The sequence below is a fragment of the Alkalibaculum bacchi genome (genome assembly GCF_003317055.1).
GTDB lineage: Bacteria > Bacillota > Clostridia > Eubacteriales > Alkalibacteraceae > Alkalibaculum > Alkalibaculum bacchi.
This window is the reverse complement of record NZ_QNRX01000006.1, coordinates 43737-57610: the sequence shown is the minus strand read 5'-3', so window position 1 is coordinate 57610 and position 13874 is coordinate 43737. Positions and strand designations below refer to the sequence as shown.

At 36.1% G+C, this 13874-nt stretch carries 12 protein-coding genes; 7 read left to right on the top strand and 5 right to left on the bottom strand.

Translation table 11 applies throughout. The features are described from left to right. Positions 1 to 208 precede the first annotated feature (208 nt). Positions 209 to 2044 carry an ATP-dependent zinc metalloprotease FtsH gene (ftsH, locus tag DES36_RS05780; RefSeq protein WP_113920278.1) on the bottom strand — a complete coding sequence of 612 codons (1836 nt, stop codon included), beginning with the start codon at positions 2042 to 2044 and terminating at the stop codon, positions 209 to 211. A 303-nt stretch (positions 2045 to 2347) separates the two neighbouring features. Here ftsH and DES36_RS05775 point away from each other — a divergent pair, with 303 nt between their 5' ends. Next, complete coding sequence (locus tag DES36_RS05775) at positions 2348 to 3190, top strand: fumarate hydratase (protein WP_113920277.1); 843 nt, start codon at positions 2348 to 2350, stop codon at positions 3188 to 3190. Between the two features lie 218 nt (positions 3191 to 3408). Then, the gene (locus DES36_RS05770) at positions 3409 to 3969 is read left to right on the top strand and encodes a Fe-S-containing hydro-lyase (RefSeq protein ID WP_113920276.1); all 561 of its coding nucleotides are present in this window, start codon (positions 3409 to 3411) and stop codon (positions 3967 to 3969) included. A 164-nt stretch (positions 3970 to 4133) separates the two neighbouring features. Here DES36_RS05770 and DES36_RS05765 read toward each other — a convergent pair whose 3' ends face one another. From DES36_RS05765 to DES36_RS05750, 4 genes are all read right to left on the bottom strand, one after another. Next, complete coding sequence (locus DES36_RS05765; protein ID WP_242981709.1) at positions 4134 to 4796, bottom strand: P-II family nitrogen regulator; 663 nt, start codon at positions 4794 to 4796, stop codon at positions 4134 to 4136. After that, positions 4796 to 6283 (bottom strand): DUF1538 domain-containing protein, encoded by a 1488-nt coding sequence (locus DES36_RS05760; protein WP_113920385.1) that lies wholly within the window; start codon positions 6281 to 6283, stop codon positions 4796 to 4798. The genes DES36_RS05765 and DES36_RS05760 overlap by 1 nt, the downstream gene beginning before the upstream one ends. Before the next feature lie 142 nt (positions 6284 to 6425). Beyond that, the gene (gene proC / locus DES36_RS05755) at positions 6426 to 7229 is read right to left on the bottom strand and encodes a pyrroline-5-carboxylate reductase (protein ID WP_113920274.1); all 804 of its coding nucleotides are present in this window, start codon (positions 7227 to 7229) and stop codon (positions 6426 to 6428) included. A 330-nt stretch (positions 7230 to 7559) separates the two neighbouring features. After that, a complete protein-coding gene (locus tag DES36_RS05750) occupies positions 7560 to 9044 on the bottom strand; it encodes a catalase (protein ID WP_113920384.1) in 1485 nt (494 codons plus the stop codon). Between the two features lie 254 nt (positions 9045 to 9298). Here DES36_RS05750 and DES36_RS05745 point away from each other — a divergent pair, with 254 nt between their 5' ends. The 5 genes from DES36_RS05745 to mscL all read left to right on the top strand — a co-directional run bounded on the left by DES36_RS05745 (position 9299) and on the right by mscL (position 13821). Beyond that, positions 9299 to 10639: an APC family permease gene (locus DES36_RS05745; protein WP_242981708.1), complete on the top strand. Its 1341-nt coding sequence runs from the start codon at positions 9299 to 9301 to the stop codon at positions 10637 to 10639. 86 nt (positions 10640 to 10725) lie between these two features. Beyond that, on the top strand, positions 10726 to 11223 hold the full coding sequence (locus DES36_RS05740) for an FMN-binding protein (protein ID WP_113920273.1): 498 nt from the start codon (positions 10726 to 10728) through the stop codon (positions 11221 to 11223). Between the two features lie 255 nt (positions 11224 to 11478). Further along, a complete protein-coding gene (locus DES36_RS05735; RefSeq protein WP_113920272.1) occupies positions 11479 to 11676 on the top strand; it encodes a cold shock domain-containing protein in 198 nt (65 codons plus the stop codon). A gap of 318 nt (positions 11677 to 11994) precedes the next feature. Then, entirely contained in the window at positions 11995 to 12984 is a 990-nt protein-coding gene (gene gshAB / locus DES36_RS05730) for a bifunctional glutamate--cysteine ligase GshA/glutathione synthetase GshB (RefSeq protein ID WP_113920271.1), read from the top strand. A 399-nt stretch (positions 12985 to 13383) separates the two neighbouring features. Continuing rightward, a complete protein-coding gene (mscL, locus tag DES36_RS05725; protein ID WP_113920270.1) occupies positions 13384 to 13821 on the top strand; it encodes a large conductance mechanosensitive channel protein MscL in 438 nt (145 codons plus the stop codon). Positions 13822 to 13874 lie beyond the last annotated feature (53 nt).

Below are 13874 nucleotides of genomic sequence, written 5' to 3'. Positions count from 1 at the left end.
GAATGTTGAAAGTGGAAAATTTGCCACCTTTGGGTAGCTTTCATTTTAATCTTTTGGCAATTAATATCTTTTAGCATATGGTGCATTTTTTAACCTTGGCTACTGTCTTGTCATCCTGAGGCTTTAGACGAAGGATCTTGCTCTTCACGATCTCGCCCGAAGGCGAGTATTTCCGCATTCCACTTTCCACCAATGACAAAGAGGACGCTTATGCGTCCTCTTTGTCATTAAGTATTCTCATAAACTCTTCACCAGTTATCGTTTCTTTTTCTAGTAAATATTTCGCTAGTTCATGAAGTTTATCCATATTTTCTGTTAGTATTTCTCTTGCCTTGGAGTGGGCGGCTTTGATGATGTTTAGAACTTCTTGGTCTACTTTGCCTGCCATATTTGTAGAGCAAGTTAGAGAAGAATCTCCACCAAGATATGGGTTGTTTACAGTTTCTAATGCCATCATATCAAAGTCTTCGCTCATACCATAACGAGTGACCATAGCTCTTGCTAATTTTGTAGCCTGTTCAATATCGTTAGACGCTCCTGTAGTGATGGAATTAAAGATGACCTCTTCCGCAGATCTTCCACCAGTAAAGGTGACAATTTTGTTAAATGCTTCTTCTTTTGATAAAAGGACCTTTTCTCCTTCATCTACTTGCATCGTATAACCTAGGGCACCAGATGTTCTAGGAATAATGGTGATTTTTTGTACTGGTGCAGAGTCTGTTTGCTTTGCTGCTACTAAGGCGTGACCAATTTCATGGTAAGCGATAATGAGCTTTTCTTTAGTTGATATGACTGCACCTTTTCGCTGATAACCAACTAATATGGTTTCTACAGATTCTTCAAAATCAGATTGATTGACTTCTTTTCGGTCCATGCGGACAGCTCTTAAAGCAGCTTCATTGGCAATATTAGCTAATTCAGCACCAGAAGCCCCTGCTGTAGCTCTAGCAATGGCATTATAATCAATATTGTTATCTACTTTGATTTTCTTTGCATGTACCTTTAAGATTTCTTCACGACCTCTTAAATCAGGAAGTTCAACTGGAATTCGCCTGTCAAATCGACCCGGACGAAGCAAAGCTTTGTCTAGAGTTTCAGGCCTATTTGTAGCACCCAAGATTACTACTCCTTTACTGCCATCAAAGCCATCCATTTCTGTCAGCAATTGATTTAATGTTTGTTCTCTTTCATCATTACCTGTCATACCTGAACTGTCACGCTTTTTACCGATAGCGTCAATTTCGTCTATAAAGACAATACAAGGTGCTTTTTCTTGTGCTTGTTTAAAGAGATCACGAACTCTTGCAGCACCCATACCTACAAACATCTGCACGAATTCAGATCCAGAGATAGAGAAAAAGGGTACATTGGCTTCACCTGCTACAGCTTGAGCAAGCAATGTTTTTCCAGTTCCAGGAGGCCCTACTAATAGAGCACCTTTAGGTAGTTGAGCACCAATCTCTGTATACCTCTTGGGGTCGTGGAGAAAATCTACAATTTCCGTAAGAGCTTCTTTCGCTTCATCCTGCCCAGCTACATCGGCAAAGGTTTTACCCGTTTCTGCTTTTATATAGACCTTTGCATTGCTCTTTCCAAAGGACATGGCATTTGAACCACCTGTTTTCTTTTGTAAATTACGAGTAAGTAATTGTCCAACGCCTATAAAAAACAACATTGGTAATATTAAAGAGATAAATAGACTCATAAGAGGAGAAATTTCTTCGGGTATTATCTGAGCAAATTTTACATCTTGGCTATGCAATCTCTCTACTAAATCAGGGTCATCTGCTCGGCCAGTAACATAAGTTACACCCTTATTTTTGGCATCTTTTGTAGTAAATTTAATCTGAGTATTCTCTATTTCTACTTCTTTTACTTGTCCATCTTCAATTTGGTTCAGAAAAGTTCCATAATCCACTTCTGTTATTTGTGGTTCCAATATATTAGGGAATACAAAGGAATTTAATAATATGATAATGAGTAAAGCTATACCATAGTAAAAGAATATGGGCTTCTTTGGTATTTTAGGTTTATTTGTTGGCAATAGATTACCTCCTTATATTCATTCATTTTATAGTAGACGATTGTCTTAGATTTCTATACAGGGTGCTTACTACAAAATAATATTTAGCTTAATTATATTATACATTAATTACTCTTAACTTTTCCTTAATTAAACAAAGAAATAATGAAGATAGGACAAAATATTTGGAGAAGTAAGAAGATATGATAAAATAATTAAAAGTAGGAGGTCACGTGGTTAGGTGGTCAGCAAAATCTTTGAGCCACCACTGGTGCCTCAAGCACTGAGGGTGCTTTTAAACTTATTTAAGGATTGTGATAAAGATTGAAGGATATTAAAGTAGAGGATATAACAGAAGCTGTTAAACAATTATGCATTGATGCAAATTATAATATTCCATTGGATGTAAAAGAAAAAATCGAAGAAGCTGCATCTTGTGAACCTTGGCCTATGGCGAAGGAGATATTAGATCATATTTTAGAAAACATCAAAATTGCAAGAGAAGAAAGCATGCCAGCTTGCCAAGACACTGGTATGACCTGTGTCTTTGTAGAATTAGGACAGGATGTTCATATTGTGGGCGGATTATTAGAAGATGCAATTAATGAAGGGGTAAGGCTTGGGTATAACAAGGGATACTTGAGAAAATCCGTGGTAAAAGATCCACTAAATAGAATCAATACAAAAGATAATACCCCAGCAATTATATACTATCATATTGTTGAAGGGGATCAACTGAAGATTACAGTGGCCCCTAAGGGCTTTGGTTCGGAAAATATGAGCCAAATAAAGATGTTAAAGCCTTCTGATGGCATAGAGGGGGTTAAGGATTTTGTCTTACAGGTAGTAAGAGAAGCAGGTCCCAATCCTTGCCCTCCTATTGTAGTAGGAATAGGAATAGGTGGAACCTTTGATAGGGCAGCTAATTTAGCTAAAAAGGCTCTTCTCCGTCCTTTAAGTGAAGATCATCCAGATGGATTTTATAAAGGATTAGAAGCAGATCTACTAGAGGAAATTAACAAATTAGGTATTGGACCACAAGGTTTTGGAGGGAAAACAACTGCCTTAAAAGTAAGTGTGGAAGTGTTTCCAACTCATATTGCAGGTTTGCCTGTAGCTGTAAATATCAATTGTCATGTGACGAGGCATAAAAGTGTTATTTTATAAAGCGTAGAATGCGGAAAGGTGAAAGCGGAACTTGCTAAATTGGGATGTGTGAAAGTTGAAAGCGGAAAACTCTCCTAAAGGTGAAAAAGTATCTTGCGTTTAACTTCTTGCCTCTCAGTTGCGCCGAGGAATCTCTACAGACAGACTATTGAAAAATGCATTATATACTAAAAAGTTTTAAAACAACTATTGACAATTGTTAAAAGAAAGGGATCAATATGGAAAAGAGAATAAATGTGCCTTTTACTGCTGAAGGAGCAAAAGAACTAAGAACTGGGGATAAGGTACTGATTTCGGGAGTTTTATACACTGCTAGGGATGCGGCACATAAAAGGCTTGTTGAACTTATAGATAAAGGAGAAGACCTTCCTATACCGCTAAAAAATACGATAATTTATTATGTAGGACCTACACCAGCTAAGCCACAAAAACCAATTGGCTCAGCAGGCCCAACAACCAGCTATAGGATGGATTCCTATGCTCCTAAACTTCTAGACTTAGGTTTAAGGGGTATGATTGGAAAGGGAATACGTTCTCAAGAAGTAATAGAATCTATGAAAAAAAACAAAGCCGTGTATTTTGCGGCAATTGGCGGAGCAGCAGCCTTAATGGCCAAATCGATTATTAAATCTGAGCTGGTAGCCTACGAAGACTTAGGTTCAGAGGCTATTAGAAGATTAGAAGTAAAAGATTTACCTGTCGTAGTAGCCATTGATAGCTACGGAAATAATCTGTATGAATTGGGGCCAACTGCTTATCTTGAAAACAGCCGAAGCTGAAAGCCGAATGCTGAAAGCGGAAACCCTTTAGTTAGGCTCGTGGTATGTTGGGAATTTTATCAGTTTGACGGGGTGTGCGCAAAGCGCACATAGGTCATCTGAGCGAAGGGAAGAATCTAATACAAAAGCCACCCAAAGGTGGCTAAAAATTCCGCATTCCGCTTTCAGTTGTCTTTAAAGATTCCATATGTAGAGATGGTATCAAGTATAAAGAGAATGCCATTTCCTGGGTTTTCTAGTTTGATCTCATTTTTTATGGATTCGACGATAGCTTCTGTCTTATCTTTTTCGGATAATATTAATACAATTTCTTTTTCAGGTTCGACAGTCATTGCAAATAAAGTGCTTTTTTCGTGTACGCCAGAACCTCTTGCGTTGATAATAGTGCCCCCTTGTGATCCCGCTTTCTCTGCTGCATCTATGACGGATTCTGCATTGCCTCGATCTACAATAGTAAAAATAGCCTTATACATAATATCATCAGAACCTCTGCTTTCTTTAATTTTATCAACATGGCAACTCCTTGAACCTACAATGTCTTCTAAAGGAGAACAAAAAGCGATACCATGATTAGGTTTGCAAAATTTAAATTTTTTATTTATAGCATCCAGTACATTTTCAGCCACATGTTCTTCGGCGAGAAAAAGCACAATTTCTTTTCGGATATCTGTAAGATCAAACCATTCCAATAAGTGATTTTTTGCAGAGCCTTTTCCTAAAAAAATAGTACCACCAGAAACACTTAGATCTTTAGCCAACTTTAATACTTTGCTGCCTAATCCGTAATCTATGATTACGCAACATAAATTGTATTTACTAGAAATCACTATCCGTCCACATCCTTCTTTACTGATTTTATTTTATAAATTAACCCTAATATTTGTAATGCAATGAGAGGAGTCATTGCAACCATTGCAATAACACCAAAACCATCTACTAGAACATTAGCTCCATCAATTGCCTCTGCAGCACCTTGAGCAAAGGCTAAGACAAAGGTAGCAGTCATAGGACCAGAAGCTACTCCCCCTGAGTCAAAGGCAATACCTACGAATAAACTAGGTACTTTATAAGATAAAAATATGGATATAAGGTATCCAGGCAGTAAAAAGTGCCATAATTGTAGGCCTGGCACCACAATTCTCACCATGGATAGAGATACGGCAAATGCTACACCAATAGATAATGTAAATAGTATAACTTTTCTCTTAATAGAACCACTAGTAACATCTTCTATTTGTTCCGTAAGAACGTGTACAGCTGGCTCAGCTAAGATGACTACTAAACCTAGAATAAATCCAATTGCAATTACAATTAGGTCGTTGTCAAGAGATGCAATAGAATGACCTACTACTTTACCAACTTCCATAAAGCCTGCATTTACGCCTGTTTGGAATAATATTAGTCCAATATAGGTATAAGCAAAACCTTTTACTATTTTTCCAAACTTCTTCTTAGATAATCTAAAAGAGATTGCATTGAATATAAGGAATATAATCACTAATGGAAGTAGGGCGATAAACATCTCCTTCACCATATGTGGGATTTGCTCTAAAAAGGGTCGAAAGATAGAACTGTTTATTTCCTTCGCTACTATGGTGCTGGCTTCAATGGTAGAATCCTTTGATTTTGCAAAAAAACGAAAAATCATAACGGACAAGATTGCTCCAGTAGAAGTGACTCCAACTAATCCAAAGCTATCATCTTCTGAGTTCTTACCAGCTTTTAAGGAAGAAACCCCTAAGCCTAATGCTAACATAAAGGGCACTGTTAGAGCACCGGTAGTTGCTCCAGAAGCGTCAAAAGATATGGCAAGGAATTCAGGTGAGGTAAATAAAGTTAAGATAAAGATGACTCCATAAATAATTGTCAGCAATCTATTTAATTTGAGATTTCTAATAATTCGAAATAATCCTGTTGAAAGCAATAGAGCAACACCAATGGATACAATCATAACTATATTTATTTTTGAGGTTGCGCCTCCAGTTGCATCCTGAACTTGACCTGCTAATATATGTAAGTCTGGTTCTGCCACGGAAATAATAAACCCTAGCAAAATCCCTGAAAAAATGACGATAGCAGTCTTATTGGTTTTAGTTACTGTGGAACCAAGAAGAGAACCCAATGGGGAAATCCCGATATCCGTACCAACTAAAAAAATAGACATACCAATGATGATAAGCAAAGCACCTAATAAAAATCGATACATTAATATGTGATCAATGGGTGTAATAGTAAAATTTAAAATAACAACTAATATAGTGACAGGTAAAACAGTAAAAGAAACTTCCTTAAACTTTTCGTATAAAATATTAATAGACATCACTTCCTTTTTTCTAGCTGAAGGCTGAAAATTGAATGCGGAAAGGGAAACATACCCTCACAAGGCGCATAACTGGGACTGCCTAATAGTCACTAAAGATAGTCAAAAATTTCAACAGTCCGCTGTTAGCTTTCAGCTAATTCATGTTTTTTGATTTTTCTACACAAGCAATTACAGCCTCAATGACCGCAGAGCGAAAGCCGCTTTTTTCTAGGCTGGCTACGGCTTCGATGGTTGTACCTCCTGGGGAACTGACTGCATCTTTTAATGCTCCTGGGTGTGTACCAGTTTCTAATATCATCTTAGCAGCTCCAAGGACAGCTTGAGCAGCAAAGGTATAAGCTTGTTTTCTAGGCATACCATGTAGTACTGCACCATCGGCGAGTGCTTCGATAAACATATAGGTATAAGCTGGTGAAGAACCACTTACTCCAGTTACAGCATCCATCAATCTTTCTTCTACAAACTCTATCTTTCCAAAGCATTCAAACATAGACTGTATAAATCTTTTATCTTCATCTGTAACAAGAGTATTTACACTGATAGCAGTCATCCCTTCATTGACAAGAGCAGGAGTGTTAGGCATAGCTCTTACTAGTTTTATTTTGCGATTAAATCGTTTTTCATTGTCCTCGATTTTTTGTCCAGCAGCGATCATAACTACTATTGCTTCTTCTTTTATAAAATCTTTGATTTGATCAATGACTTTCCCATATAGATGGGGTTTTACTGATAGAACGACTACATCACATTCCTTAGCAATTTTTAAATTGTCGTCTGTAGTACAAATGCAAAAATCATCCCTAATTTGATTCAATTTCCCAGAGGAAGAGTTAGAAGCATAAATAGTAGATGGTTCAATAAATTTTGAGTGTACGATTCCGCTAATCATAGCTCTAGCCATATTACCACAGCCTATAAAGCCAATTTTTTTATTCATGTGCAAGATCCTTTCATTGTGTTTTATATATTAGATTGAAGAGTGATATTTAATGATACGAAAGATAGAAGATAGAGAAAGCAAATAAGATAAATACCATATATTTATTTTAGCATACAATCTACAGATTGTGTATCATGAAACAATAAACAACAAAAAAACCACAATGAATTGTGGTTTTTTTGTTGTGGTATTATATCAAATAGGAAAAGTATGGTTTTGACACTAGCTCCTACGCCAGTCATCCTGAGCAAGGCGAAGGATCTTGACCCTAAAGGAATACCCAGATGCTAGTGACTAATTGAATGACTAGCGACTAAAGCGCTTTAACTATTCTGCTGCACCTAAATGAGAAAGGTCTTTTTTTATAGAAATACCTAATTCTCTTGCGACTCCTTCGCCGTAAGCTGAATCTGCCTTGTAACAGTTTTCTATATGTCTAATTTTAATGTGCTTTTCGCTATCGCCCATATTTCTTGCTGTGTTTTCAAATAAAACTTGTTGTTGCTCTGGGCTCATTAATCTAAATAATTTACCAGGTTGTGTGTAGTAGTCATCGTCATCTTCTCTAAAATTCCATCGATCTGCATCACCGTATAATTTAAGTAAAGGCTCTTTGTATTCTGGTTGTTCCTGCCATTGCCCATAAGTGTTTGGCTCGTAATGTAATTTGCCACCCTGATTGTCATCTACTCTCATTTGCCCATCCCTATGGTAACTGTTTACGTATTTTGCACCTCTAGGTGAATTTACAGGTATTTGATGGTGATTTACACCAAGTCGATATCTTTGTGCATCTCCATAGGAGAATAGTCGACCTTGCAACATTCTGTCAGGTGAGAAACTAATGCCTGGCACAACATTTGCAGGGTTAAAAGCAGCTTGTTCTACGTCTCTAAAGTAGTTATCTGGATTCTTATTTAATTCCATAAATCCTACTTCAATTAGAGGGAAGTCGCCTTTATACCATACCTTTGTTAAATCAAATGGATTATAAGGCATGTTATTTGCTTGTTCTTCTGTCATTACTTGTATTTTCATGGTCCAGCGAGGGAAGTTACCCTTTTCTATGTTCTCAAATAAGTCCTTTTGATGACTTTCTCGGTCTTTTCCGACAATTTCTGCAGCTTCTTCATCGGATAAGTTCTTTATGCCTTGCTCACATATCATATGAAATTTAACCCATACTCTTTCGTTGTCAGCATTAATCATGCTATATGTATGACTTCCAAATCCGTGCATATGTCGGTAAGAATATGGAATTCCTCGATCACTCATAGTGATAGTAACCTGATGAAGAGCTTCAGGAAGGGATGACCAAAAGTCCCAATTGTTGTTAGCACTTCGCATATTTGTGCGAGGGTCTCTTTTAACAGCGTGATTTAAGTCAGGAAATTTTAAAGGATCTCTAAAGAAAAAAACTGGGGTATTGTTGCCGACTAAGTCCCAATTTCCTTCTTCTGTATAAAATTTCATTGCAAAGCCGCGAATGTCTCGCTCTGCATCAGCAGCGCCTCTTTCTCCTGCAACAGTAGAGAAACGCACAAACATCTCTGTTTGTTTTCCTACTTCTGAGAAAATACTTGCTCTAGTATAGTTAGTAATATCATTTGTAACTGTAAAAGTACCAAAAGCACCAGAGCCCTTTGCATGCATTCTCCTCTCGGGGATTACTTCTCGGTCAAAATGAGCTAATTTTTCTAGAAACCACACATCTTGTAAAAACATAGGACCTCTAGGACCAGCAGTCATAACATCTTGATTATCTGCGACGGGAGCGCCTGCTACGGTAGTGAGTTTTTTCTTATCTTCCATATTTTTATTATCCAAATTATAATCCTCCTTCAAAAAAGTGAACTTACATCTTATTTACACCTAATACCTAAAATGTAAACATGAATCTGTTGTTTTTTTATATTTCTTTTATGAAAATACCATACTAAGATTGGAATACTCGAGACAAAGCTATTGTAAAATGAATTTTTTTATTGTAGGATTGATTTTGTGTCTAAAATATAGAAAAATATAAGTGAAATAAAATCAATTACAAATCTAGAAAGGGGAATATTGTGGAAACTCTACAAAAAAAATACGGACTTTGGACGGCTACTTCTATGGTTGTTGGAGTAGTAATTGGTTCAGGCGTCTTTTTTAAAGCCGATGATGTATTAAAAATGACAAATGGAAATATTTATATAGCTTTAGTTGCATGGATACTAGGAGCTATGGCCATGGTTTTTGGAGCTTTAGTTGTTTCAGAATTTGCTCAGAGAATAGAAAAAGCCAATGGAATCGTAGATTATTACGAGAGGGCATATGGAAAGCGAATGGGTTATTTAATGGGCTGGTTTAATGGTATTTTATATTACTCGCCTTTATCTGCTATTTTAGCATGGATTTCAGCCACGTACACATTAGTTCTATTTAATGTACCACAAGGAGACAATTCAAATGCCACTTGGGTCATAGCATTTATTTATATAGCAATAATTTACATTATGAATTATTTTGCACCGGTTTTAGCTGGGAAACTTCAAGTGACTACTACTGTAATAAAATTAATTCCTCTTGGTTTAATCGCTATAGTGGGAACCATATTTGGATTAAGAAATGGAGTTTTATTAGAAGGTTTCATAGGAGGTGCTGAAGAAGCTAGTAATCATATGGGTTCCTTATCTTCTGCTGTTGTATCTACAGCTTTTGCTTTTGATGGATGGATTTCAGCAGTTACAATTAACAATGAAATAAAAGATGCTAAGAAAAATTTACCTAGAGCTCTTGTTATAGGGGCAATCATTGTTTTAATAGTATATGTCAGCTATTTTTTAGGTATTGTTGGAGTGCTTGGGGCATCTACTATTATTGACTTAGGCGACAATGCAGTAAATGTGGCTTCAAAGGCATTATTTGGTGGTCCTGCAGGCGTATTATTATCTTTATTTGTGGTCATATCTTGTTTAGGTACATTGAACGGCTTGATCATAGCTTGTATTCGTATGCCTTTTTCTCTTGCTATAAGGGGACAAGGTCCTATGCCTAAATTGCTTTCAAAGGTAAATAAAAGAACGCAAATGCCGACTTATTCAGTAATTTATTCTTTTGCTTTGTCTTGTATCTATTTATTTATTTGGTACGGTAGCCTCAATAATCTATTTGGAAGGTATATTGCCATTGATGAAATACCTATTGTTCTCATATATGGTTTTTATATTTTATTGCATATTTGGTATATGATTCATTTTAGAGATTTAAAACCTATTAGAAGATATATTATTCCTATATTAGCTATATTTGGTTCTAGTATCATTGTCTATGGAGGAATTACAAATCCCAGCATAGGTTTTTATCTTATAATATCCATAACCATTATTTTGTTTGGATTGCTATTTTATGGGGAACAAAATGTATAAATAATTGACTTCAATATTGCGCACACTATGCAATAGATTAAGTCAAAAATGACAAAGTTTAAATTATTTTACAGAGGTGATTACAAATGAAAAAGTTTTTAGTTTTATTTTTAGCAGGTTTATTAGTTATTACATTTATTGGATGTGGTGCTGAGAAAGAAGAACCAGCTACTGAACCAGATACAAATCAAGAACAACCTAAGGAGGAGCCTACAGAAGAGACAGCATTAGATGGGGTTACTACACCAGAAAGTGCAGCGGATGGTACTTACACAGCAGAAGGTAAAGCTGATGATTATGGTTGGACTCCATTTGTTACTTTAGAAATTGCTGGTGGTAAAATTACAACTGTAGACTTTGACTACAAAAATGGGGATGCATTAAAATCAGAGGATGAGGAATACAACACAAGCATGGAATCTGCAGTAGGAACAAAACCAGAAACATACTTACCAGAATATGAAGCAGCTTTAGTAGAATCCCAAGATGTTACAGAAGTAGACAGCATTTCAGGAGCAACCCAATCTTACAGTGAGTTTGTTAAATTAGCACAAGAAGCATTAGGAAAAGCAGTAGAAAAATAAAATAAATTATAAGAAAAAGCCAAGTGGATGAGTTCCTTGGCTTTTTCCATTATTTTTATTAAAAAAATGCTAAAAAAGTTGATAAAACTTAAGAATTGGTATATACTAATCTTACCTTGCATTATTAGTAAAAGAATTATATTAATGAATTTAGAATAACAGCTTTTTAGATTTGGCATTGAATACACATTTTGTTCTAATGAATTTGTTTTTTTACAAGTGATAAAAGGGATTATAATTTTCGGAGGTATTAACATGAACGGAACAGTAAAATGGTTCAACGGAGACAAAGGATTTGGTTTTATCACTTCAGAAGAAGGAAATGATGTGTTTGTACATTATTCACAAATTCAAAAAGATGGTTACAAAACTTTAGCTGAAGGCGAAAGAGTTTCTTTCGACGTAGTTGAAGGCGCTAAAGGCCCACAAGCAGAAAACGTAGTAAGCCTATAATTTTGAAGCCGAAACCTGTAGAGAAATCTACAGGTTTTTTTGCGTGAACTAATGAGGAAAGTAGAAAACGGAAATTAAGCTACCCAAGGGAAGTTACCTAAGGGTGGCTTTTTTATTCAGTAGGATACTCCTGCTTTAGATTCTAGCTCCTGCCAGTCATTCTGAGCGCAAACGAAGGACCTTACTTTTTCTCACCTAAAGGCGAGTAATTTTTCTGCTTTCCACCTTCCGCTTTCCGCTATATATTTTCTAGATAAATCCTACTAAATCGTGTATATTAATAAGATAAGTTACTGAAATTAGAACAAGTGAGGCGAAATGATGGAAGTGAATATAAAAGGATTAGAACTATCTACTCAAATTATGATTGAGGAATCTTTAAGGCGAGGTATTCATGTTGAAATTATAGATCAAAAAGAAAATCTCATTCGATTAGAAAAAGAAGGAAAAGTAGAATATATTCAACAGGCGACGAAGACTTCTGCAGACAGCTATATTGTTGTACTACTTATGGAGAATAAACAGGTCACAAAATTGCTCCTTAAAGAACAAAAGATGAATGTACCCCATGGTGTAGTGATTCATTCTCAAGAAGAGGCTGTACAGGCATATAATGAGTTTGAAGGGCTAGAGATTGTAGTAAAGCCAAATTCCACAAACTTTGGACAAGGAGTAGTCATACTAGATGAAAATCGAAAGGTAGAAGATTTTAAAAAAGCTGTAGATTATGCTCTTGCATTAGATAGTACAGTTTTAATTGAAGAATTTTTTAAAGGTAAGGAATATCGATTTTTAGTTATTGGAGATGAATTAGCGGCAGTAGTCCACCGGGTGCCTGCAAATGTAGTCGGCGATGGAAAACACACGATTGAAGAATTAGTAGAAATAAAAAATCGAAACCCTCTTAGAGGCAAAGGATATGTGACACCTTTAGAAAAAATTCAACTAGGAGTAGTAGAAGAGGATTTTTTACTCAAACAAAATTTAACGGAAAAATCTATTTTAGATAAAGATGTGACTGTTTATTTGAGAGAAAACTCAAATGTCAGTACTGGTGGAGATACTATAGATTATACAGACGAAATGCACCCAGGCTATAAAGAGATTGCTATAAAAGCTGCAAAAGCTCTAAATGCTAAGATATGTGGCATCGATATTATTCTTAAAGATTGTAAAGAAGCACCCACAGAAGATAATTACTGTATTATTGAACTAAACTTCAATCCAGCTCTTCACATGCATGATTTTCCATTTGAAGGAAAGAATAGACGTGTCGAGGAGAAGGTTTTGGATTTGTTGGGATTTTAGAAAAACAGGTGGTCTGTCGTAGGTTGCGGGCTTGTAACTCCTTACAGTCGCTACAAACCTCGCCAACCTTGACAGGGGTAATACCGTTTGATTTCTCTTTCCCTCTGGTCAAGATAAATCAGGTATTACTCTCAGGTGGTAAGGTGGTCAACAAAAGCTCAAAAGCTGAAGGCTGAAGGCGGAAAAAACGATACTCGCCTTTAGGCGAGGTAATATAGCTTCTAGCTTCTCAAAGTGTAGGGAATGACGCCCTTGTCATTGTGGATTACGGTCACCATTGGTGACCAAAATTTCCACTTTCCGCTGTTAAAAACTGTTTTGGAAGAGATAATACATGGTATAAATACCCTATGAGCATTAGAGGCTCGTGTTGAAAATACGAAAAAAGGAGGAAACGAAATGTGGAAAGAATTTAAAGAATTTGCTGTAAAGGGAAATATGATTGATTTAGCTGTGGGTGTCGTTGTTGGTGGTGCCTTTGGAAAAATAGTAACATCGTTAGTTACTGATATCATTACGCCCTTAGTGGGATTATTATTAGGAAATGTTGATTTATCTAATTTGTTTTTAACCTTAGGACCAGGAAACTTCAAAACTATGAAACAAGCCAAAGATGCAGGTGTGGCTACTTTAAATTATGGACTATTTTTAAATAATGTTATTGATTTCTTAATTATTGCCTTTTCCATCTTTATCGTTATAAAACAGCTTAATCGATTTAAACGAAAAGAAGTTGAAGAAGAAGTCGCTGTCACTACAAAGGCCTGTGATTACTGTTATAGTGAGATACATATAGATGCGAAGCGATGTCCTCATTGTACATCCGAGTTGAATTAACAATAGTTAAACGATTGTTGAACGGTCGTTAAACCATAGTTAAACAATTGTTC